Below are 22899 nucleotides of genomic sequence, written 5' to 3'. Positions count from 1 at the left end.
CCGGTCAAGGCTGGGTGCTGGACCGCAGCGGCCGGGCAGGACGCCGCTCCCCGAGGAAGGCAGTGGACCATGACCGGAAGCGACCCCCGTACGGCCTCCTCGGCGGCGCCCCTGACGGGGCCGGCCGCACCGTGCTGGGTCACCCTCATGACGCGGCAGCGGGAGGCCGCCGAGCGGTTCTACTCCCAGGTCCTGGGCTGGTCGTTCCGCCCCGGCCGCCTCGGCTCCGACTTCTCGGTCGCCTACCGCGGCCAGGTCCCGGTGGCCGGCCTCTTCGCCGTCTCCTCGGCGTTCCAGGTCGCGGTGGCCTGGACGCCGTACTTCGCGGTGGAGGACGCGAACGTGGCCGCCGCCCGGGTCCGGGAGCGCAGCGGGACCGTGGCCGTGGGCCCGCTGACGCTCGGCAAGGGGCGCGGGGTGCTGGCCTCGGACCGCGACGGGGCGGCCTTCGGCCTGTGGGAGCGCACCGAACCCTCCACGTCGCCACCGGCCCCCGACGACCACGCGCACTCCTGGCTGCGCCTGCGGACCCGGAACGCCTTCGACGCGGCGATCTTCTACGGCGAGGTGCTCGACTGGGCCAGCGGGCGGCCGGGGAGCTGCGAGGTCGCGTACGAGGGCGAGGAGGTCATCGTGCGGTGCGGGGGCCATCCGCTGGCCCGGATCAGCTCCGGGGCCGTCGAGGCCGCGGCCGACCCGCTGGTGCGCCCGCACTGGCAGGTCCAGTTCCCGGTGGCGGACCTGGCGGCGACGGTCTCCGCGGCCGGGCGGCACGGCGGCTCCCTCGTCGAGGAGCGCACCGGCTTCGGGGGCACCGAGGTCACCCTGCGGGATCCGGACGGCGCGCTGTTCGCGGTGACCGACGTGCGCAGCCCCGCCTGACCCGTCTCAGGCGGCGCCGCTCCCCCGGCCGGACGGCTTCCCCCCTCGCTCGTCCCCGGTGTCCCGTCCGCCGGAGCGCCCCCGGGCCAGGGCCCACACCGGGAAGACGAACCAGCAGGCGACGAACCACAGGGCCATCCCGCCGACCAGCCACAGGGCCGTCTCGTTGTGCAGGGCCACGCGAAGGATCAGCAGCAGCGTCGAGCACATGGTGCAGAAGAGGAGCACCAGGCCGAGGACGGTCATCCGGGAGGCCCAGATCACCGTCTCGGGCTTCATCCGGCGGCCGGTCAGCAGCCGGTGGTACGAGACGGGGCCGATGAGCGCGGCGGCGGTGGCGGAGCCCAGCATCACGGTCACCACATAGATGTCCCGGTCGATGTCCCCCAGGTCCTCGAACCGCGACTGGAAGACCACCGCGAGCAGGAAGCCGAACAGGATCTGCACTCCGGTCTGGGCGACGCGCAGTTCCTGGAGGAGTTCGGACCACTGTCGGTCGGCCCGCTCCTCATGGGTCTCCTCCCGGCCTCTGCCCCGGGGCTCCGTCATCGGTGTTCTCCTCGTCTCGACCCGACCGGGCGCTAGACACACGTTCGATCCGGGACTACAAGTGCCCCGGCGGCACGGGGGCATTCCGAACACGCTCGACCTGGCCGCGTGGCACGCCTAGGATCACCGCAAGGCATCGCGCGTCGGTCACCGGCCGGGTGAGGCGTGGAGGTAGCCCGTGAGATGCCCGTTGGAGGCATTCCACCGTGTCAGTCGAGTTGAACCACACCATCGTCCATTGCAAGGACAATCGCGCGTCCGCCGAATTCTTCGCGGATCTGCTGGATCTGACGGTCGGCGAGGAGTGGGGGCCGTTCATTCCGGTCGTCCTCGCGAACAACGTCACGCTGGATTTCGCGACGATTCCCGCCGCTTCGATCACTCCGCAGCACTACGCCTTCCTCATCTCGGAGGCGGAGTTCGACGTCGCTTTCGCGAGGATCCAGGCCCTGGGGATCGATTTCTTCGCCGATCCCCATCAGAGGATTCCCGGGGAGATCAACCACAACGACGGCGGACGGGGCGTGTACTTCCCCGATCCGAGCGGCCATGGCATGGAGCTGATCACCCGCCCGTACGGCGGCTGACCGACCCCTGAGGCACCCCGTACCGGAGCCCGGCCGCGCACCGCTGCCGGGCTCCGGTCATGACCGGCGGGACGCCTCAGCCGATGCGGAGGAGAAGCTCGGGGCGATCCCACATCACGCTCGGGGGGTCGGCACGCACCGTGCCGACGGCTTCGGCGCCGATGCTCCGGTAGAAGCCCTCGGCGGGCGGGTGGGAGACGATCCGGACGCTCGTGACCCCGGCGATCTCGGCCTCCTCGCGCAGATGGGCGGCGAGTCGTCGGCCGACGCCGAGCCCCTGGGCCGAGTCGGCGACGAACATCAGGTCCAGTTCCGGCGGGTCGAGGAGCAGCGCGTAGAAGCCGAGGATCCGGCCCGTACCGCCGTCCTCGGCGACGAAGACCCGGTGTGCCTCGATGTAGTCCGGCCCGACCCGGTAGCCCTCGACCATCGGGGCGTACGGACCCTCGTACGCGCCCGAGGTGCGTACGAGCCGGGTCAGCCGTCCGGCGTCGCCCGCCGCGGCCCGGCGGACCGTCACGTCGGCACGCCGCGGGGCCCGCCCGCGCCGCCGTCCCGCCCCGCCTGATCCCATGCGACGAGTATGCGGCACCGGGTGGCGGCTTCAGGCCGGGTGGCGCTCCTCGCGCCAGCGGCGGACGGTCCCGTCCACGTCGAAGGGGGTCAGCCGCAGCGGCGGCCCCTCGGGAGGCCTGCGGATCGCCCGCTCGATCTTCTCGTTCACCTCGGTCAGGATGCGCCGCACCTCGGACTCGGTGCGGGCCGCGGCCACCGCGGCGGGGACGTCCTCCGCCTCTTTGCGCAGGGCCAGCGCGGGCGGCAGCATCGACACGCCCTCCCGCTGCATCTTCTGCTTGATCCACCAGGCGTCGTCGTACGGGCGTTCAAGGCCGGCGATCGGCTTGCCGAAGCCCGGGAGCGCGGAGAAGTCGCCGCGTTGCTCCGCCTCGTGGATCTGCCGGTCGACCCAGGACTCGAAACTGACTCCCGGTGGTTTGCGCTCCGTCATCGCACACCCCTCCGACCTGCCGCGGATCCGACGCCTTCACCCTACAGGGGGCGCCGCCCGGAGCCCTTCCGGCGGAGACCGCTGCCTCGAACGGGAATCCGGGGGTACACGACCTCCTGTGCATCGCCCGGCGGTCGGCCGGGCTCGGACCGAGAGGGGTTGACCACTGTGCGACAGCAGAGCTGTGTACCGGCCGATGAGCGTCGGGGGAGGTAGCCATGACGACAGCGATCATCATCATCGCCGTGGTCGCCGTGGCGGCCGTCGCCGCGTTCTTCCTCCTGCGTGGACGTACGGCCGGCGGCAGGGGACTGCGCGGCCGCTTCGGGCCGGAGTACGACCGTGTGGTCGCCCGGCACGGCGGGGACACCGCGGCGGCCGAGCAGGAGCTCGGCGAGCGGGTGAAGCGGCACGGGCACCTCGACGTGCGCCCGCTGACCGAGGAGGCGCGCGCACGGTACGCCGCCCGCTGGGCGAGCGCCCAGGAGCTGTTCGTGGAATCGCCGGAGCGGTCGCTCACCGAAGCCGACGCGCTGCTGGCCGATCTGTCGCGCGAGCGCGGCTTCCCGGGCGGCGAGGACTTCCGGGACCGTACGGACGCGATCTCCGTGCACCACGCCGCGCACGTCGACGGCTACCGCCGGGTGCACGCCGCCCGTCGCGGTGATGTGAGCACCGAGGAGATGCGGGAGGCACTGGTCGAGGCCCGCGGTCTCTTCGACGTCCTCCTCGCGGACGGTTCGTCGGGGCATGAGCACAGCAACAGCCATCTGGTGAAGGGACGCGGTACATCATGACGCGGACGCCGAACGGAACGTCGGATCTGCCCGAGGGCGCGGGCCCCATCGACACGGGTACGCCCGTGAGGGGCCCGGGCAAGCCGGTGACGGCTCCGAGGACGGTCACGGGCGAGGAGCCGGCCGGCCCCACCGGGGCGGACCCCCGTACCGTCCCCGGTCCCGGCCCCGGGGTCTCGGAACACCCGGGTCACGCGGTTCCCCCGGCCGGACCGGACACCGGCACGGGGCCGGCCGAGAACGGCCCGCACCCCGGCGGGCCGCTGTTCGCCCCCGAGGAGCGGGAGGCGTACGCCGCCCGGATCCAGCAGGCGGTGACCGGCTTCGTGGAGGACCCGCAGCGGGCGGTGCGGGAGGCCGACGCCACCTTCGACGAGGTCGTCGCGAGCCTCGGGACCCTGTTGGAGGAGCGCGGACGGCGCCTGCGCGCGGGGAAGGACGGGAGCGGCCCCGCCACCGGCGCGGAGACCGAGGATCTGCGGATCGCCCTCCAGCACTACCGCGACCTGACCGAACGCCTCGTGCGCCTGTAGTCGGGGCCGCTCCGGCAGGTCGAAAGGCGGCCGGTCCGGCCAAGGAGATCCCCTTGGCCGGACCGGCCGCCTTTCCGTGTGCCCGGCACCGCGTCGCCGGCCGTGCCCCCGGCCTCGCGCGCCGGCCCGATCAGCCCCGGATCACCAGGCCGTCGCGCAGCCGCTCCAGTACGGCGTCGGGTACGCGCAGCCCGTCGCGCACATAGCCGTCGAGGCCGCCCCAGCGTTCGTCCATCGCGTCGAGGGCCACATCCAGGTAGCGGGGGCGGACTTCGACGATCGCCGCGGCGACGGCGGGGTCGCCGCCACCGTCCAGGAACTTCGCCACGTCGGGGGCGAAGGCGGCCCGTACCGCGGGATTGACCGCGAGGAAGTCCGACCGCACGGTCGCGCGGGCCGCCCCCAGGAGCATCAGCAGGACGGCCGCCGCCCAGCCGGTACGGTCCTTGCCCGCCGTGCAGTGGAAGATCACCGGGCGCGCACCGGGGTCGGCGGCCGTCTCCAGGAAGGCCCGGTAGGCGGCCGCCGCGCCGGGCGAGAGGACCATCTTCCGGTAGGTCTCGGCGAACAGCTCCTCGGCCCTGCCGCCCCCCAGCGCCCGTTCCGCCGCCATCGGGTCGGCGAGCAGGGACCGCAGTCGGGCGGGCGCCACACCCGGGTGGTCGCCGAGCACGTCGGCGACGAAGAGGCGGGCCCGGTCCGGCAGCCGGTCCGGGGCCCACCGGCGTTCGTCGGCGGTGCGCAGGTCCACGACGGTGCGGATGCCGAGCGCGGACACCGCGCGGTCGTTCGCCGGGTCGAGCCCGCTCAGCTGACCCGAGCGGAACAGGACGCCCTGCCGCACCCGGCGGTCACGGCCCAGGGCGATACCGCCCAGGTCGCGCAGATTGACAACGGTGGCGGCCGGAACGGTCCGGGCGGTCTGCACGATGAACTGCCTCTTTCCCCGATGAATTCCAGGAGTTCCACATATCAGGATCAACGTCGTATGCAGCAAGGAAAGCGCCACCGGAGTACGCCGGGCGGCGCCCGGGGGGCGTCGGCCGGACGTCAGTCCGACAGGAGCCTCGTCTTCTGCTCCACGAACTCGGCCTCGGTGAGGACGTCCCGCCTCCACAGTTCGGCGAGCCGCTCCAGCCGGGTGATGATGTCGTCCCCCGCGACCTCCCGGTCACCGGACGCACCGGCCCCGAGGCGCTCATGCGCGACGAACACGCCGCCGGCCTCGCGGGCCGTCCGGGCGAGCGGCGTGGTCCACAGGTCCTCCCTGACGACGATCGCCACGACATCGCCCGCGGGCACTCCCCGGTCCAGCCGTTCGACGTCCTCCACGTCCAGGACCGCGGCCGCCCCGCCCTCCGCCGTATCAGCGGGAACCACTCCCTCGGGGTCCAGTTCCCGCAGGTCCACCGGGGCCAGCGCACCGTCCCCGGCCCTGCGCACGAAGGCCAGATCGCCCGCCCGTACCGCTCCTGACGACACGGCCTCGGCGAGCACGGGGGCGACCTCCCCGGTGAAACGACTGCCCGGGAAGGCGATGACGAGGTACTCCACAGGTCCGACGGCCACGGTCGCGTCCTCTCCGTGTCCCGGCGGCCACGGGGGGCGCCGGGGTGGATACGGCATTCCAGGGATGACATAAAAAATCAGGAAACTTCGCACATAATATGCATCACTGTCCCGATTCATCCCGATGTCGACCACCGTCGTGTTGCCGCCGCCCGCCCGCCACGCCGACTATGCGACCGTATGTAACGGATCAAGTACCTGAACGAGAGGGCAAGGTCACAGCATGCGCCCCTGCTGCTGGTTCGGCGCACTGCCCTAGCATCTGACCATGACGGTCCAGCCTGCTGACGGGCTCTCTCCCACCGCCGCGTTTCCCGACCCTTCCCACGACCAGTGGCAGACCCTCGTAGAGGGCGTACTGCGCAAGTCGGGCAAGGAAGTCTCGGGCTCGGCCGCCGAGGAAGCGCTGTCCACCACACTGGAGGACGGGCTCACCACCCGCCCCCTCTACACCGCGCAAGACGAGACGCCGGACACCGGCTTTCCCGGCTTCGCCCCGTTCACCCGGGGCAGCAGGGCCGAGGGGAACGCGGCAGGCGGCTGGGACGTGCGCCAACGCCACACCCTGACCGACCCCGTCCGGCTCAACGAGGCCCTGCTCGGCGATCTGGAGAACGGCGTCACCTCCCTCTGGCTCACCGTGGGCGGCCCCGCGGGCGTCCCCGTCGACGGGCTCGCCCGGGCGCTGGAGGGCGTGTACCTCGACCTCGCGCCCCTCGCCGTCGACGCTCCGGCGGACCTGGACGCCGCCGCGACGGAGCTGCTGCGGCTGTACGGGGAACGCGGCGTCGCGAAGAGCGAGGCGCGCGGCACACTGGGGGCCGACCCGCTCGGCCACGAGGCCAGGACCGGTGTAGCGGCCGACCTCTCCCCCGCCGTGCGCTGGGCGCGGGTGTGCGACGCGGACTACCCGGGCATCCGGGCCATCGCCGTGGACGCGCTGCCGTACCACGAGGCGGGCGGATCGGCCGGCGAGGAGCTGGGGCTCTCCCTGGCCACCGGCGTCGCCTACCTCCGGGCTCTCACCGATGCCGGGATGAGCGTGGAAGCGGCCTGCGGGCAGCTGGAGTTCCGTTACGCGGCCACCGCCGACCAGTTCCTGACCATCGCCAAGCTGCGCGCGGCCCGCCGGCTGTGGGCACGGGTCGCCGAGGCCTCCGGGGCCCCCGCCGCCGGATCCCAGCGGCAGCACGCCGTCAGTTCGCCGGTGATGATGACGCGCCGCGACCCGTGGGTGAACATGCTGCGCACCACGCTCGCCACGCTGGGCGCGGGGGTGGGCGGCGCGGACTCCGTGACCGTGCTGCCGTTCGACCACGCGCTGGGCCTGCCGGACGCGTTCGCGCGGCGGATCGCCCGCAACACCTCGACGATCCTCATGGAGGAGTCGCACCTGGCCCGGGTCATCGACCCGGCGGGCGGCTCCTGGTACGTGGAACGGCTGACCGATGAACTCGCCGCGGCCGCCTGGGCGTTCTTCCAGGAAACCGAGCGGGCCGGCGGTCTGCCCGGGGCCCTGCGCTCCGGGACGGTCGCGGAACGGCTCGCCGCCACCTGGGCGACGCGCAGCGCAAAGCTGGCCCGTCGCAAGGAACCGATCACCGGGGTGAGCGAGTTCCCGATGCCCGGCGAGCGGCCGGTGGAGCGCGAGCCCGCGCCCGACGCGTACGCGGGCGCCCCGGGCGGATTGCCCCGGGTCCGGCGCGACGAGGCGTTCGAGGCGCTGCGCGCCCGCTCCGACGCACACCTCGCGGCGACCGGGAGCCGCCCGAAGGTCTTCGTCGCGGCGCTCGGTCCGGCCGCCGCGCACACCGCGCGGGTCTCCTTCGCCGTCAACCTCTTCGGGGCGGGCGGGATCGAGGCGGTCCACGATCCGGTGACGGTGGACGCGGACACCGCCGCCGGCGCGCTGACCGCCTCCGGGGCGACGGTCGCCGTCCTGTGCTCGTCGGACGCGCTGTACGCCGAGCAGGCGCAGCAGGTGGCCGGTGCGCTGAAGTCGGCGGGCGCTGCGCGGGTGTTCCTCGCGGGGCGCCCCGGCGAGTACCCCGATGTCGACGCCCATGTCTTCGCCGGCTGCGACGCGGTCGCCGTTCTCACCTCCGTACTCGACCGCATGGGAGTGGCGTGATGCCCACATCGCCCACGGACCGGAAACCCTCCGTCCCCGACTTCTCCGACGTGCCGCTCACCGCGGCCGCACCGCCCGCCGGCTCCGCCGAGGAGTGGCAGGCCGCCGTGACGAAGGCCGCCGACGGCGCCGGGGCTCCCCTCTGGGAGACGCCCGAGGGGATCACGGTCAAGCCGCTCTACACCGGTGAGGACCTGGAGGGCCTGGACGCGCTGCACTCGTATCCGGGGATCGCCCCGTATCTGCGCGGGCCCTACCCGACGATGTACGTCAACCAGCCCTGGACGATCCGTCAGTACGCCGGTTTCTCCACGGCCGAGGAGTCCAACGCCTTCTACCGGCGCAACCTCGCGGCCGGCCAGAAGGGGCTGTCGGTCGCCTTCGACCTGCCCACCCACCGGGGTTACGACAGCGACCACCCGCGGGTGACCGGTGACGTCGGCATGGCCGGGGTGGCGATCGACTCGATCTACGACATGCGCCAGTTGTTCGACGGCATTCCGCTGGACCGGATGTCGGTGTCGATGACGATGAACGGCGCGGTGCTCCCCGTGCTGGCGCTGTACATCGTGGCGGCGGAGGAACAGGGCGTGCCGCCCGAGAAGCTGGCCGGGACCATTCAGAACGACATTCTGAAGGAGTTCATGGTCCGCAACACCTACATCTATCCGCCGTCGCCCTCGATGCGGATCATCTCCGACATCTTCGCGTTCACCTCGCAGAAGATGCCGCGCTACAACTCCATCTCGATCTCCGGATACCACATCCAGGAGGCCGGGGCGACGGCCGATCTGGAACTGGCGTACACGCTCGCCGACGGGGTGGAGTACCTGCGCGCCGGGCGGGAGGCGGGCCTGGACGTCGACGCCTTCGCGCCGCGCCTGTCGTTCTTCTGGGCGATCGGGATGAACTTCTTCATGGAGGTCGCCAAGTTGCGGGCGGCCCGGCTCCTGTGGGCCCGGCTGGTGAGGCAGTTCGACCCGAAGAACCCCAAGTCGCTCTCCCTGCGCACCCATTCGCAGACCTCGGGCTGGTCGCTGACCGCGCAGGACGTGTTCAACAACGTGACGCGCACGTGTGTGGAGGCGATGGCCGCGACACAGGGGCACACCCAGTCGCTTCACACCAACGCGCTGGACGAGGCGTTGGCGCTGCCCACCGACTTCTCGGCGCGGATCGCCCGCAACACGCAGCTCCTGCTCCAGCAGGAGTCCGGCACCTGCCGGGTCATCGACCCGTGGGGCGGCAGCGCGTACGTGGAGAAGCTGACGCGGGACCTCGCGGAGCGCGCCTGGCAGCACATCGAGGAGGTCGAGGCGGCCGGTGGGATGGCGAAGGCCATCGACGCGGGCATCCCCAAGCTCCGGGTGGAGGAGGCCGCCGCGCGGACGCAGGCGCGGATCGACTCCGGGCGGCAGCCGGTGATCGGGGTGAACAAGTACCGGGTGGAGACCGACGAGGAGATCGACGTCCTCAAGGTCGACAACTCCTCCGTGCGCACCCAGCAGATCGAGAAGCTGCGCCGGCTGCGCGAGGAGCGCGACGAGGTGGCGTGCCAGGAGGCGCTGCGCGCCCTGACGGCCGCCGCCGAGCGTGACCCGGGCCCGGGCCTGGAGGGCAATCTGCTGGCGCTGGCGGTCGACGCGGCGCGGGCGATGGCCACGGTCGGGGAGATCTCGGACGCGCTGGAGAAGGTGTACGGGCGGCACGCCGGGCAGATCCGTACGATCTCCGGTGTGTACCGCAAAGAGGCAGGAGAGTCCCCTTCGGTGGACCGCACCCGCGCACTGGTCGACGCCTTCGAGGAGGCGGAGGGCCGCCGTCCGCGCATCCTCGTCGCCAAGATGGGGCAGGACGGGCACGACCGGGGCCAGAAGGTGATCGCCACGGCCTTCGCCGACCTGGGCTTCGACGTGGACGTCGGCCCGCTGTTCCAGACGCCGGGCGAGGTGGCGCGCCAGGCCGTCGAGGCCGACGTGCACATCGTGGGCGTCTCCTCGCTCGCGGCCGGACACCTCACGCTCGTGCCCGCGCTGCGCGAGGAGCTGGCCGCCGAGGGGCGCGAGGACATCATGATCGTGGTGGGCGGGGTGATTCCGCCGCAGGACGTCGAGGCGCTGCACGAGGCGGGCGCCGCCTCGGTCTTCCCGCCGGGGACGGTGATCCCGGACGCGGCACACGACCTGGTGACGCGGCTCGGCGCGTCGCTCGGCCACGAGCTGTGAGCCGCTGACCGGATGGCCGCGAAGATCGACATCGACGGTTATGTGCGGGGAGTGCTCGACGGGAAGCGTGCGTTCGTGGCGCGCGCGATCACGCTCGTCGAGTCGACGCGAGCCGAACACCGGGTGCTGGCACAGCAGTTGCTGAGTCGACTGCTGCCGCACGCCGGGGCGGCCCGGCGGATCGGGATCAGCGGGGTGCCCGGCGTGGGCAAGTCCACGTTCATCGACGCGCTCGGCACGATGCTCACGGGGCTCGGGCACCGGGTGGCGGTGCTGGCGGTCGACCCGTCCTCCAGCCGTACGGGCGGCTCCATCCTGGGCGACAAGACCCGGATGGAGCGCCTCGCGGTGGACCCGGCCGCCTTCGTCCGCCCCTCCCCCACGGCGGGCACGCTGGGCGGGGTGGCGAAGGCGACCCGGGAGTCCATCGTCGTGATGGAGGCGGCGGGCTACGACGTGGTGCTGGTGGAGACGGTGGGCGTCGGGCAGTCGGAGACGGCGGTGGCCAACATGGTCGACACGTTCCTGCTGCTGACGCTGGCCCGTACCGGCGACCAGTTGCAGGGCATCAAGAAGGGCGTCCTGGAACTGGCCGACGCCATCGCGGTCAACAAGGCCGACGGCCCGCACGAGCGGGACGCCCGCTCGGCCGCGCGCGAACTGGCGGGCGCGCTGCGGCTGATGCATCCGGCGGACGCGGCCTGGACGCCCCCGGTGCTCACGTGCAGTGCGCGGGAGTCGAGCGGCCTCGACACCCTGTGGGAGCGGCTGGAGCAGCACCGGACGCTCCTGGAGTCGACCGGCCGGCTCGCGGCCAAGCGCCGCGACCAGCAGGTGGACTGGACGTGGGCGATGGTCCGCGACGACCTGCTGGACAGTCTGCACAGCCACCCGGCGGTGCGGAAGCTCGCACCCGAACTCGAACAGCGGGTCCGGGAGGGCACGTTGACGGCGACGCTGGCCGCCGAGGAGATCCTCGGGGTGTTCCGCGGGGGCGAGTCCCACGGGGCCGGAGCAGGTCACGGCGGCGTCGCGGAGGGACCCGGCTGAGGCCGTCGCCGTCGCCCGCCGGGGCGGCGCGCGGTGAGGCCCCGTCCCACGACGGGGCCTCGGCCTGTTTCGGACGCCGCCCGCCCCCTCCGCCTGCCGCCCCCTTCCCCCGTCGAATCCGCGTGCCGGACCGGGGCGGCTTCCGCCTCCGGGGGTCGGGCCGATCTCCTACTCGTACCGGTATTTCAGCGACTCCGCCTCGTTCCGCTCGATGTCGGCGATCGTCAGGTGCGGCATTCTCAGCTGGGCCAGCGTCACCTCGGCCGAGGTCGGCTGGGCGTCCGCGGGCAACCACTGCTCCGGTTTCCAGGCCCCGGCGCGCATCAGCGACTTGGGGCAGTGCGGGTAGACCTCGTCGATCCCCACCACCAGCGCGCTGACCGGCGGCTTCCCCACGGCGGTCAGCTGGGAGAGGAGCTCCGGGCGGGTGGAGACGCAGGCCCGGCCGTTCACCCTGAGCGTCGTCGTCCGTCCCGGGACGAGGAACAGCAGCCCGGCCCGTCCGGTGGCGATGACGTTCTGCAGGGTGTCCAGGCGCTTGTTGCCGGTCGCGTCCGGAATCGCCACGGTCCGGGAGTCCAGGACGCTCACGAACCCGGCGGGGCCCCCGCGCGGGGAGACGTCGCAGTTCCCCCCGGCGTCCACGCTGGAGATCAGGACCAGCGACGAGCAGGCGATCAACCGCCGCGCCTGATCGGTTAGTTCGGTCATCTGCTTGCGCAGGGCCGCGTCGCTCGGGAGCGCGTACGCCCGGCGCAACGCCTCCTGGTCCGAAACCGCGTCGCTACGGAGCGAGTCGAAGGCGCTGCCGGCCGGTGTCGTCGTCATGCCCCGACCCTAACGACCCGGCCCCGGCACACGGCGGACGGGAGGCCCCGGGCGGCTCAGGCGCCGGCGACCGGCACGCGGACGGTCGGTACGACGACGGGGGCCCCGTCGGAGGTCGCGGTGAGGATCTCCGCCTCGACGCCGTAGAGCTCCCGGACCAGTGCGGTGTCCACGGTCTCGCGGGGCGGACCCGAGGCGACGATCCGTCCGTCGCGCATGGCGACCAGGAGGTCGGCGTACCGTGCGGCGGCGGCGAGGTCGTGGAGCACCATCACGATGGTGCGGCCCTGCGCGGCGACTTCGCGCACCAGGTCCAGGACCTCCACGGCGTGGCCGATGTCGAGGGCGCTGGTGGGCTCGTCGAGGAGGACGACGGGGGTCTCCTGGGCGAGGGACATGGCGAGCCAGCAGCGCTGGCGCTGGCCGCCGGAGAGCTGGTCGAGCCGGCGGCCGGCCAGGGCGGCCGTGCCGGTGGCCTCCAGGGCACGGGTGACCGCGCGCTCGTCCTCCCGCGACCACTGGCGGAACAGCCCCTGGTGGGGGTGGCGTCCGTACCGTACGAGTCCGGCGACGGTGACCGCCTCCGGCGCCTGCGGGGCCTGGGGCAGCAGGGCGATGCGGTGGGCGGCGTCGCGCTGCCGCAGCTGCCAGACGTCGGCGTCGCCGACGAACACCCGGCCGGAGCGGGGCTGGTGGAGGCGGGCCATGCAACGCAGGAGAGTCGATTTGCCGCACCCGTTGGGGCCGACGACCGCCACGACCTGCCCGGAGGGGACCGTCAGGTCGACCTGGTCCACGGCGGTATGACCGGTGTATCCAGCGCTGAGCTGTTCGACACGGATTTGCACGAGGACCGGCCTTTCCGAAGGACTTGGGCATCCCTTTGCCCAATGCCGCTAAAGTAAGGCTAACCTTAGCTCGCTCACGAGCCGACGGCCGCGCCCCCGTGACCGTACGGCCGTCACCGCTTCATGTCCCGTTGAACCCGGAGCCCTTGATGATCCTGCACCACCGCCCCACCCGTACCGCCGCCCGAAGAGCGGCGCGCGCCGTCGCCACGCTCGGCGCCGCCGCCCTGCTCCTGACGGCCTGCGGAACGGACTCAGACTCGGGCAAGTCCTCCGGGGACAAGGCCGGAAAGGCGGACAGCGCCTCCTCCGCGACCCGCACGGTCAAGGACGCCACCGGCAAGGCGGTGGAGATACCGGCGGAGCCGAAGCGCATCGTCACCCTGACCCAGGAAGACCTCGACGCGGTGCTGGCGTTGGACATCAAGCCGGTCGGCATCACCAACGGCCAGGGCCTCGACAAGCCGCCCGCCTACCTCGCCGACAAGGTCGAGGGCATCGACGTGGTGGGCAATCTGCTCCAGCCGGTCATGGACAAGGTCGTCGCCGCCAAGCCCGACCTGATCCTCGCCGGTGACATGCAGGACGAGCAGGTGCTGAAGCAGCTGCGGGAGATCACCCCGGCCACCCTGGTGACGATGGCGCCGACCGACGACTGGAAGCTGTTCTTCCGGGGTGTCGGCAACGCCGTCAACAAGCTGGACGACGCCAACGAGTTCATCTCCGGCCACGAGGCCTCCGCCAAGGCCGCCGGCGACAAGCTCGGCGCGAACAAGGGCGCCGAGGTCTCGATCGTCCGCTGGAACCCGGACGGGCCGAGCTGGATGGAGAACAAGCAGTTCGCCAGCGGCGTCGCCCTGGAGATGGGGCTGAAGCGGCCGGCCTCCCAGAACAAGGACGGCAACGCGCACACGCCGTCGCTGAGCCTGGAGAAGATCAACGAGATCGACGGCGACTGGCTGTTCCTTTCGACGCTGACCTCGGACGGCGAGAAGGCGCTCAAGGACGTCCAGTCCAAGCCCGCCTACAAGGAGCTGGGCGCCGTCAAGGACGGCCACGCGGTGACCGTCGACGGCTCGGTGTGGTCCACCCGGGGCGGCCCGCTCGCGGCGGACGTCGTCCTCGCCGACTACGTCAAGGCGCTCTCGGCCGAGTGACCTCCGCGTGACGGCAGCGCTGTGCGGCCCGGACCGGGAGCTCCCGGTCCGGGCCGCACAGCGTGGGTCGCGCTCAGATCCTGGCGGCGGCGAAGTCGGCGGCCGTCCACGCCATGCCCACCGCCCCGTCCAGCAGGGCCTGTTCGGCCGCCGGGGAGACCGCCGCCTCGGCGAACGCCGCCTCGTGCGGGCCGCAGGCGCCCCCGCTGATGTCGAGCACCGGGTGGATGGACGGCACCACGTGCGAGACGTTGCCCATGTCGGTGCAGGCGAACGGCGGGCGCTCGACCGGTTCGGCGCGGCCCAGCTCGCGGGCGTTGGCCCCCCAGAGCCGGATCAGCTCCGGGTCGCCCCGGAAGTCGAGGTAGTCCGGCTCGGGCCGCTCCAGGGTCACTTCGCAGCCGGTGGCGAGCGCCCCGGCGCGGAAGCAGTCCTCGACCCGCTGGCGAAGCTCACGCAGGTCCTCGGCGGCCAGCGCCCGTATCTCGTACGTGGCGGTGGCCCGGTCGGGTATCGCGTTGGGCGCGGTGCCGGCCGCGGTGGTGATGCCGTGCACCCGCCACTGCGGGGGCAGCTGCTGGCGCAGGAGGCCCAGGGCGACCTGGGCGACGGTCAGCGCGTCGGCGGCGTTGCGGCCCTCCTGCGGGTTGAGGCTGGGGTGGGCGGCGCGGCCGGTGTAGACGACGTCGAGGGTGCCGAGCGCGAAGGAGCGGAAGTCGGCCATCTCGAAGGGGCAGGGGTGCACCATCATCGCGGCGTCGACCCCGTCGAACGCGCCGGCCTCCAGCAGCAGCGCCTTGCCCGCGCCCCGCTCCTCCGCGGGCGTGCCGATGACCCGGACGGTCAGGCCCAGTTCGTCCGCGTGGGGAGCGAGACCGAGGGCAGCGCCGACGCCGGCCGCGGCGATGAGGTTGTGCCCGCAGGCGTGTCCCAGTTCCGGCAGGGCGTCGTACTCGCAGGCGATGGCCACGGTGACGGGGCCGGAGCCGATCGTGGCGCGGAACGCCGTGTCCAGGCCGTGGGCGGGTGCGGTGACCTCGAAGCCGTGGGCGGCGAGGAGTCCGTGACAGAGCGCGGCGGACCGGTGTTCCTCGAACGCGGTCTCGGGTTCGGCGTGCAGACGCCGGCTCAGGTCGAGCAGGGCCGGGGCGCTGCTGACGACCGCCTCCCGCACGGCGGCCCTGAGGGCACGGAACCGCTCGTCGGCCGCCTCGTCGGCCCGTGTCCCGGGGCGCGTCTCGGGGGGTGGGGCCGGGGGGACGGTCATGGGGCTCTCCTTGCGTTCGGGACCGCCCGGGGCGGTCGCCTGCACTGTCGGAAATAGGTTAACTTAGCCTTACCTAAGTGTGCGCCGAGAGCCCGTGGGCCCGGTGTCCGTTGTCCTTCAGGGGAGTCGTCACACACATGCATGAGCGTCCGAACCGCCCGATCAGCCCCTCGGCAGCGCACTCCGGCAGCGCCCCCTCCCCGGGACTCCCCCTTCTGACCGCCCAGTCGGGCATCTACTACGCGCACCAACTGGCCCCCGACAGCGCCGAGCTGAACACGGCGGACTGCGTGGAGATCGACGGGCCGCTGGACGCGGGTCTGTTCGTGGAGGCCCTGAGACGGGCGGTGGGCGAGGCGGAGACCCTCGCCCTGCGCGTGTCCGAGTCCGACGGCGTACCCGTGCAGCGGATCGCGCCCGGGGGCGAACCCCTGGTGCACTGTCTGGAGTTGACGGAGGACCGGGCCGGGGCGTGGATGCGGGAGGACCTGGCCCGGCCGGTGGACCTGGGCGCCGACGGCGCGCTGATGACGCAGGCCCTGATCCGGGTCGGCGAGGGGCGCCACCGGTGGTACCAGCGCGTGCACCACATAGCCGTCGACGCCTACGCGCTGTCCCTCGTCCGGCAGCGCGTCGCCGAGCTCTACCGGGCGCTGGTGGCCGGATTCCCCCTGCCCGAGGGCCGGTTCGCACCGCTGAGCGAGCTGACCGCGCAGGAGGCCGCCTATCTGGCCGGGGAGGAGTACGCGGCGGACCGGGTCTTCTGGGCCGGGCGCACGGCGGGCTCCTCCGCCACCGCCCTCCCCCGCTCCTCCGCCCCCTCGAACGCTCCGCACGACGGCCCGCTCCATCGGACCGTCGACCTGCCCGCCGAAGCCCTGGAGCGGCTGTCCTCGGCGGCGCGAGCGGCGAGGGCGACCTGGGCCGAACTGGTGGTGGCCGCGACCGCCGGTCATCTGCACCGGCTCACCGGCTCCGAGGACGTCGTGCTGGGTCTGCCGCTGACCAACCGACGGGGGCCCTCGGCCCTGCGGACCCCGGCCATGACCGTGAACGTGCTGCCCCTGCGGATCGGTGTGCGCCCGGGCGACACCGGAGCCGAACTGCTGCGCCGCGTGGTGCTGGAGATCCGCGAGGTCCGCCGCCACCAGCGCTATCCGCAGGCCGACCTGCGCCGCGACCTGGCCCTGGAGTCGGCCGACGTCCCGCTGACCGGCCCGATGGTCAACGTCAGGCCGTTCGACGACGCGCTGGACTTCGCCGGGGCCACGGGCACCGTGCGCAATCTCGCCGCCGGACCGGTGGAGGGCCTCGCGGTCGGCGCGGCCCCCGGCCCGGGCGGAGGCCTGCGGCTCACTCTGGACGCCGACCCCGCGGCGTACGGGCCGGAGGACCTCGCCGCCCACGAGGACACCTGGCTGCGCTATCTGGACGGCCTGACCGAACTGCTGCTGACCGATCCGGCGCGGCCGATCGGCACCCTGGACCTGCTCTCCGGCGACCAGGTGGCCGAGGCCGTGGCGCACGGCCGTTCCGAGCCCGCGGCCCCGCTCACCCTCCCCCGGTCCTTCACCGCGCAGGCGGCCCGGACACCGGAGGCCGTCGCCGTGCGCTCCACGGTGGCCGGCACCTTCCGGGGGGCGTCCGATACGGACACGGGAACCGGGGGAGCCGCCGTCGGACCCGGGGCCCGGCTCACCTTCGCCGAGTTGGACGCCGCCTCCGACCGCCTGGCCCATCTGCTGGCCGGCGTCGGCGCTCCCGCACCGGCCGGGGGGAGCCGCGGCACGGTGGCGCTGGCGCTGCCCCGGACCGCCGACATGGTCGTCGCGCTGCTGGCCGTGCTGAAGGCGGGCCTGGTCTGCCAGCCGCTGGACCTCGGCCACCCCGCCGCCCGGACGCTGGCCGTTCTGGAGGACGCGCGCCCGCTGCGCGTGATCGGCACGGCGGAGACGCTCGCCGCGCTGCCCCGTCACGGGCTGCGGACGGTCCCTCTCGACGCACCCGCCACGGCCGACGCCCTGGCCGCCTGCCCCGTCGGGCCGCCGTCCGCCGGGCCCGCTCTCGGCGACCCCGCGTATCTCATCCACACCTCCGGTTCGACGGGCCGCCCCAAGGGCGTCCTCGTCGGCCACGCCTCGCTCGCCAACCTCTGCGCCGGGCACGGCACGGACCACATCGCGCCGGCCGTGGCACGGACCGGCCGGGAGCGTCTGCGGGTCGCGCACAGCGCCTCGTTCGCCTTCGACGCGTCCTGGGACCCGCTGCTGTGGATGGTCCACGGGCACGAACTGCATCTGCTGGACGACGCCGCCTACCGCGACCCGGCGGCCCTCACCGCGTACGTCGACGCGCACCGGGTCGACTATCTCGATGTCACCCCCTCCTATGCCGAAGCGCTGCTCGCCGAAGGACTGCTGGACGAGGGCCGCCACCACCCGGCCCACCTCGTGGTCGGCGGGGAGACCGTCCCCCCGGCCCTGTGGGAGCGGCTGACCGAGGCGGCGGCCGTCCACCCGGTCAACCTCTACGGGCCGACGGAGACGACGGTCGACGCCTACTACTGGGTGCCGGGGGAGACGGCCGCCCGGCCCGACGGCCGCCCCGTGCGCGGCTCACGCGTCTACGTCCTGGACTCCTCCCTCCGCCCCGTGCCCGCCGGTGTGACGGGTGAGCTGTATGTGGCGGGGGCCTGCCTGGCCCTCGGCTATCCGGGCCGCCCCGACCTGAGCGCGGAGCGGTTCGTCGCGGATCCGTTCGGCGCGGTGAACGGCGAGCCCGGGAGCCGCATGTACCGGACCGGCGACCTGGTGCGCCGGCGCGCCGACCACACGCTGGAGTTCCTGGGCCGCAGCGACGACCAGGTGAAGATCCGTGGCTTCCGCATCGAACTCGGGGAGATCCAGGCCCGGCTGGCCGCCCACCCGCGGGTCGCGGCTGCCGCCGTCATCGCCCGCGACAGCGGTCACGGCGTGCGGCTGCTGGCCTACGCCGTACCGGCCAAGGGCACCGCCACGCCGCCCGCACCGGGCGAGCTGCGCGACCACCTGGCCGCCGCACTGCCCGCGCACATGGTCCCCGCGACCGTGACGCTGCTGGAGGCGCTGCCCCGTACCGCCAACGACAAGCTGGACCACCGGGCGCTGCCCGACCCCGAACCCCTCTCCCCCGCCGCCGGGGCGGAGGGCACCGGCGAGAGCACCCCGCACACCGAGATCGTGCGAGGCCTCTACGCCGACGTGCTCGGTATCGCGGAGCCCCCGGCCGCCGACGCGGGCTTCCTGGACCTCGGCGGGCACTCCCTGCTCGCCGCCCGGCTCGCCGCACGCGTCCGCGAGCACTTCGCCGTCCCGTTCTCCATCGCCGACGTCTTCCGCCACACCACCCCGGCGGCGCTCGCCGCGCAGGTCCGCGCCCGCAGCGGAGCGGCCATCGCTTCCGCACCGCTCTCCCCCGTTCCGCGCACGGGTCCCCTCCCCCTCTCCCCGGCCCAGCAGCGGCTGTGGTTCCTCCACCGCCTCGAAGGCCCCAGCCCGACCTACAACATCCCGCTCGTGCTCAGCGTCAACGGCCCTCTGGACCGGGAAGCGCTCCAGCTGGCCCTGGCTGATCTGGTGGAGCGCCACGAGACGCTGAGAACGGTGTATCCGCCCACGGACAACGGGTTCGGAGCCGACGGGGACGGCACCCCTCACCAGCTGATTCTTCCTCCGGGCCATGAGTCGGCCCGGCCGGTGCTGCATCTCGCGCAGCCGGGCAGCGATCTCACCGAGGCCGTGCGCCACTGCTTCGACCTCGCCGCGGAGCCGCCGCTGCGCACGGTCCTCTTCAGCGACGGGCCCGACCACCACACCCTGCTCCTGCTGCTCCACCACATCGCGGGCGACGGAGCTTCCACCACTCCCCTGGCCCGCGACCTGGCCACCGCCTACACCGGGCGCCTCGCGGACCGCGTACCCGAGTTCGCGCCGCTGAGCGGCCAGTACGTGGACCACGCGGCGCGGCTCCAGCTGCTCCTGGGCACCCCGGCCGAGCCGACCGCGCTCGCCGAGGCCCAGCTCGCCCACTGGCGCGAGGCGCTCGCGGGGCTGCCGGACCAGTTGGAGCTGCCCGCCGACCGGCCCCGGCCGCCGGTCGCCACCTCGGCCGGCGACACCGTCCCCTTCGCCCTGGACGCCACGGCGCACGAAGCGCTGCGCCGGCTCGCGCGGGCGCACGGGGCGACCGTGTTCATGACCGTGCAGGCGGGGCTCGCCGCGCTGCTGACCCGGCACGGCTGCGGCACCGACATCCCCCTCGGCACCCCCGTGGCGGGCCGCGACGACGACGCCACGGCCGGGCTGGTCGGCTTCTTCACCAACACCGTGGTCCTGCGGACCGACACCTCCGGCGACCCGGCCTTCGGTGAGCTGCTGGACCGGGTGCGGGCGACGACGCTCGCCGCGTACGAGCACGACGCGCTGCCCTTCGACCACCTGGTCGAGGCGCTGAACCCGCCGCGTTCGCTGGCCCGGCATCCGCTGTTCCAGACGATGCTGGCCTGGCAGTCGCTCGCCGACGGGCCCGTTCCCCTCGGACCGGAGACCACCGCGCGGCTGACCGCCGTGCCGTCCGGCACCGCGAAGTTCGACCTGACCCTCAACGCGGGCGAGCTGCCCGGCGGCGGGATCGGGGGCTTCCTGGAGTTCCGCACCGACCTCTTCGACCGGTCGACCGCCCAGGCCCTCGCGGACCGGCTGTCGCGGCTGCTCGCCGCGGCGGCCGAGCAGCCCGGAACACCGCTCGGTCTGCTTCCGGTGCTCGGCGACGAGGAGGTCCACCGCGCCGTGGTCGGGGCGAACGGCGTCGACGGCGACCGGCCGGTGCCGCTCACCCTCGCCGAGGTCTACGCGGTCGCGGCGCGCCGTCATCCGGAGCGGACGGCGGTGAGCTGCGGGGGCGTGTCGCTGACGTACGCCGAACTGTCCTCCCGGGCCCAGTCGCTGGCCCGGCTGCTGGCGGCCCGGCGGATCGGTCCGGGTTCGATCGTGGCGCTCGCGCTGCCGCGCTCCACGGACCTGGTGGCGGGGCTGCTCGCGGTGTCGCTGGCGGGCGCGGCGTATCTGCCGATGGACCCGGACTACCCCGCGGACCGGCTGGCGTACATGCTGGACGACGCCCGGCCGGCCGCGCTGATCACCGACGCGGCGACAGCGGAGCGGCTGCCCGCGCACGAGCTCCCGCTGATCACCGTGGACGAGGCTGCGGGCTACCCGGACGGGCCCCTCGGCCAGTCGGACCGCACCCGCCCGCTCAGCCCCGGGGACCCGGCGTACGTCATCTACACCTCGGGGTCCACGGGCCGGCCCAAGGGCGTCGTGGTCACCCACCACAACGTGACGCGGCTGCTGACGGCGACCGAGCACTGGTTCGCCTTCGGGCCCCACGACGTGTGGACGCTGTTCCACTCCTACGCGTTCGACTTCTCGGTGTGGGAGCTGTGGGGAGCCCTGCTGTACGGCGGCCGGGTCGTCGTCGTCCCGTACGCGACCAGCCGTGACCCGCACGCGTTCCTGCGGCTGCTGGCGGACGAGCGGGTGACCGTCCTCAACCAGACGCCGTCCGCCTTCTACCAGCTGGCCGCCGCCGACCGGGAGGCCCCGGGACACGATCTGGCGCTGCGGTACGTGGTGTTCGGCGGCGAGGCGCTGGAGCTGGGGCGGCTCGCGGACTGGTACACGCGCCACCCGGAGAACGCGCCGACGCTGGTCAACATGTACGGCATCACCGAGACCACGGTCCATGTCTCCTACCTGGCGCTGGACCGGGAGACCGCAGCCCGCGCGATCTCCAGCACCATCGGCGGGAACATCCCCGACCTGCGCGTCTACGTCCTGGACGACCGGCTCCAGCCGGTGCCGCCGGGGGTGACCGGTGAGATGTACGTCGCCGGTGAGGGGGTGGCGCTCGGCTATCTGGGCCGACCCGACCTGACGGCGGGGCGGTTCGTCGCGGACCCGTTCGCGCACCTCTTCGGGGAGAGCGGGAAGCGGATGTACCGCTCGGGTGACCTCGCCCGGCGGCGCGCGGACGGGACGCTGGAGTACTTCGGCCGGGGCGACCAGCAGGTCAAGATCCGCGGGTTCCGCATCGAACCGGGCGAGATCGAGGCCGTGCTGGCCGCGCATCCGGAGGTCGCCGATGTGGCGGTCGTGGTCCGTGAGGACCAGCCCGGCGACAAGCGGCTGGTCGGCTATGCCGTCCCCGCGCCCGGCGCGGACCCGGTCCCGGCCGCGCTGCGCGAGCACGCCGCCGCCACCCTGCCGGCGCACATGGTGCCCTCGGCGGTGGTGGTGCTGGACCGGCTGCCGCTGACGGGCAACGGCAAGCTGGACCGCAAGGCGCTGCCCGCTCCGGGCGCGTCGGTGGGCGCCGCAGGTCGCGCGCCGCGCACGGTCCGCGAGGAGCAGCTCTGCTCGGTCTTCGCGGAGGTGCTGGGGCTGCCGTCCGCCGGGGTGGAGGACAACTTCTTCGATCTGGGCGGGCATTCGCTGCTCGCGGTGCGTCTGGCCGGGCGGATCAGGTCGGCGTTCGGCGTCGAGGTGTCCATCGGGACGGTGTTCCAGGCCCCGACCCCCGCCGCGCTGGACACGGCGCTGGACGTCTCCCGCGAGGAGGACCCGCTGGATGTGCTGCTGCCGCTGCGGCCGGCCCGTCCCGGTGACCGCGCCCCCGTCCACTGCGTGCATCCGGCAGGGGGTCTGAGCTGGTGCTACGCCGGCCTGATCCGCAACCTGCCCGCCGATGTGCCGATCTACGGGCTCCAGGCCCAGGGCGTCGGCGAGGCGACGGCGGACGGGCCGCTGCCGACCACGCTGGAGGAGCTGGCCGCGCACTACGCGTCGCGGATCCGGGAGGTCCAGCCCGAGGGCCCCTACCGGCTGCTCGGCTGGTCCACCGGCGGCATCATCGCGCACGCGATCGCAGCGGTGCTGCAAGAGGGCGGCCAGGAGGTCGAGTTGCTGGCGATCCTGGACGCGTACCCCGCCGAGGGCTTCCGCGAGCTGCCGGTGCCCGATCGGGCCGAGGCGCTCGAATCGCTGCTCACGATGGGCGGTTACGGCCCCGAGAGCCTCGGGGACAAGGAGCTGAACACCGCGAACGTGGTGGAGGTGCTGCGCCGCGAGGGCTCCCCGCTGGCCGCGCTGTCCGCCGCGAAGATCGAGGCGCTCGGCGAGGTGTACCTCAACACCAACGACCTCGTACGGGCCTACGACCACCGGGTGTTCCAGGGCGATGTGCTGTTCTTCCGGGCCACGGTGGACACCATCGACGAGACCCTGACGCCCGAGACCTGGACCCCGTACGTGAGCGGGCGGATCGACAACACCGACGTCGCCTGCTCGCACAAGGACATGACCCTGCCCGAGCCGATCGCGCACATCGCGCGCGTGGTCGCCGACCGACTGACCGAGCTGGAGAAGTGAC

The 22899-nt window shown here is 73.4% G+C and carries 17 protein-coding genes; 9 read left to right on the top strand and 8 right to left on the bottom strand.

Annotation, left to right across the window (positions count from 1 at the left end; all coding sequences use genetic code 11):
- Positions 1–69: 69 nt before the first annotated feature.
- The gene (locus DTB53_RS25065; RefSeq protein WP_003971073.1) at positions 70–882 is read left to right on the top strand and encodes a VOC family protein; all 813 of its coding nucleotides are present in this window, start codon (positions 70–72) and stop codon (positions 880–882) included.
- A gap of 6 nt (positions 883–888) precedes the next feature.
- On the opposite strand, the gene DTB53_RS25060 is transcribed toward DTB53_RS25065, so the two are convergent.
- A complete protein-coding gene (locus DTB53_RS25060) occupies positions 889–1431 on the bottom strand; it encodes a DUF6328 family protein (protein ID WP_012382187.1) in 543 nt (180 codons plus the stop codon).
- Between the two features lie 206 nt (positions 1432–1637).
- Between DTB53_RS25060 and DTB53_RS25055 the strand changes: the two genes are divergently transcribed.
- Positions 1638–2018 (top strand): VOC family protein, encoded by a 381-nt coding sequence (locus tag DTB53_RS25055; RefSeq protein ID WP_003971071.1) that lies wholly within the window; start codon positions 1638–1640, stop codon positions 2016–2018.
- 76 nt (positions 2019–2094) lie between these two features.
- Here the strand turns inward: DTB53_RS25055 and DTB53_RS25050 are convergent, their stop codons facing one another.
- Positions 2095–2592: a GNAT family N-acetyltransferase gene (locus DTB53_RS25050; protein WP_012382186.1), complete on the bottom strand. Its 498-nt coding sequence runs from the start codon at positions 2590–2592 to the stop codon at positions 2095–2097.
- Between the two features lie 30 nt (positions 2593–2622).
- Positions 2623–3027: a DnaJ family domain-containing protein gene (locus tag DTB53_RS25045; RefSeq protein WP_012382185.1), complete on the bottom strand. Its 405-nt coding sequence runs from the start codon at positions 3025–3027 to the stop codon at positions 2623–2625.
- A gap of 218 nt (positions 3028–3245) precedes the next feature.
- On the opposite strand from DTB53_RS25045, the gene DTB53_RS25040 reads away from it, so the two are divergent.
- Positions 3246–3824 carry a hypothetical protein gene (locus DTB53_RS25040; RefSeq protein WP_003971068.1) on the top strand — a complete coding sequence of 193 codons (579 nt, stop codon included), beginning with the start codon at positions 3246–3248 and terminating at the stop codon, positions 3822–3824.
- Positions 3821–4357, top strand: coding sequence for a hypothetical protein (locus DTB53_RS25035; protein WP_012382184.1), 537 nt, complete (start codon positions 3821–3823; stop codon positions 4355–4357). Before DTB53_RS25040 ends, DTB53_RS25035 begins: the two co-directional genes overlap by 4 nt.
- 130 nt (positions 4358–4487) lie before the next feature.
- On the opposite strand, the gene DTB53_RS25030 is transcribed toward DTB53_RS25035, so the two are convergent.
- Positions 4488–5285 carry a tyrosine-protein phosphatase gene (locus DTB53_RS25030; protein WP_012382183.1) on the bottom strand — a complete coding sequence of 266 codons (798 nt, stop codon included), beginning with the start codon at positions 5283–5285 and terminating at the stop codon, positions 4488–4490.
- Between the two features lie 122 nt (positions 5286–5407).
- Entirely contained in the window at positions 5408–5926 is a 519-nt protein-coding gene (locus tag DTB53_RS25025) for a DUF6325 family protein (RefSeq protein ID WP_012382182.1), read from the bottom strand.
- A 268-nt stretch (positions 5927–6194) separates the two neighbouring features.
- Between DTB53_RS25025 and DTB53_RS25020 the strand changes: the two genes are divergently transcribed.
- Genes DTB53_RS25020 through meaB form a run of 3 tightly spaced genes read left to right on the top strand, consistent with a single transcriptional unit; the run spans position 6195 to position 11332 of the window.
- A complete protein-coding gene (locus tag DTB53_RS25020; protein WP_012382181.1) occupies positions 6195–8057 on the top strand; it encodes a methylmalonyl-CoA mutase family protein in 1863 nt (620 codons plus the stop codon).
- A complete protein-coding gene (gene scpA, locus DTB53_RS25015) occupies positions 8057–10282 on the top strand; it encodes a methylmalonyl-CoA mutase (RefSeq protein WP_003971063.1) in 2226 nt (741 codons plus the stop codon). Before DTB53_RS25020 ends, scpA begins: the two co-directional genes overlap by 1 nt.
- Positions 10283–10294: 12 nt before the next feature.
- Complete coding sequence (gene meaB / locus DTB53_RS25010; protein ID WP_012382179.1) at positions 10295–11332, top strand: methylmalonyl Co-A mutase-associated GTPase MeaB; 1038 nt, start codon at positions 10295–10297, stop codon at positions 11330–11332.
- Positions 11333–11500: 168 nt separating this feature from the next.
- Here the strand turns inward: meaB and DTB53_RS25005 are convergent, their stop codons facing one another.
- Positions 11501–12160, bottom strand: a complete 660-nt coding sequence (locus DTB53_RS25005; RefSeq protein WP_012382178.1) for an MSMEG_1061 family FMN-dependent PPOX-type flavoprotein — start codon at positions 12158–12160, stop codon at positions 11501–11503.
- Positions 12161–12216: 56 nt separating this feature from the next.
- Complete coding sequence (locus tag DTB53_RS25000) at positions 12217–13008, bottom strand: ABC transporter ATP-binding protein (RefSeq protein ID WP_012382177.1); 792 nt, start codon at positions 13006–13008, stop codon at positions 12217–12219.
- Positions 13009–13157: 149 nt separating this feature from the next.
- Here DTB53_RS25000 and DTB53_RS24995 point away from each other — a divergent pair, with 149 nt between their 5' ends.
- Positions 13158–14165, top strand: coding sequence for an ABC transporter substrate-binding protein (locus DTB53_RS24995; protein WP_012382176.1), 1008 nt, complete (start codon positions 13158–13160; stop codon positions 14163–14165).
- A gap of 73 nt (positions 14166–14238) precedes the next feature.
- Here the strand turns inward: DTB53_RS24995 and DTB53_RS24990 are convergent, their stop codons facing one another.
- Positions 14239–15432 carry a M20 family metallopeptidase gene (locus DTB53_RS24990; protein ID WP_012382175.1) on the bottom strand — a complete coding sequence of 398 codons (1194 nt, stop codon included), beginning with the start codon at positions 15430–15432 and terminating at the stop codon, positions 14239–14241.
- A gap of 137 nt (positions 15433–15569) precedes the next feature.
- Between DTB53_RS24990 and DTB53_RS24985 the strand changes: the two genes are divergently transcribed.
- Positions 15570–22898, top strand: a complete 7329-nt coding sequence (locus DTB53_RS24985) for a non-ribosomal peptide synthetase (RefSeq protein WP_012382174.1) — start codon at positions 15570–15572, stop codon at positions 22896–22898.
- The last annotated feature ends 1 nt before the right edge of the window (position 22899 follow it).

It is taken from the genome of Streptomyces griseus (assembly GCF_900460065.1).
Taxonomy (GTDB): Bacteria; Actinomycetota; Actinomycetes; order Streptomycetales; family Streptomycetaceae; genus Streptomyces; species Streptomyces griseus.
The sequence above is the reverse complement of the archived record's forward strand: the minus strand, read 5'-3'. Positions and strand labels throughout refer to the sequence as shown.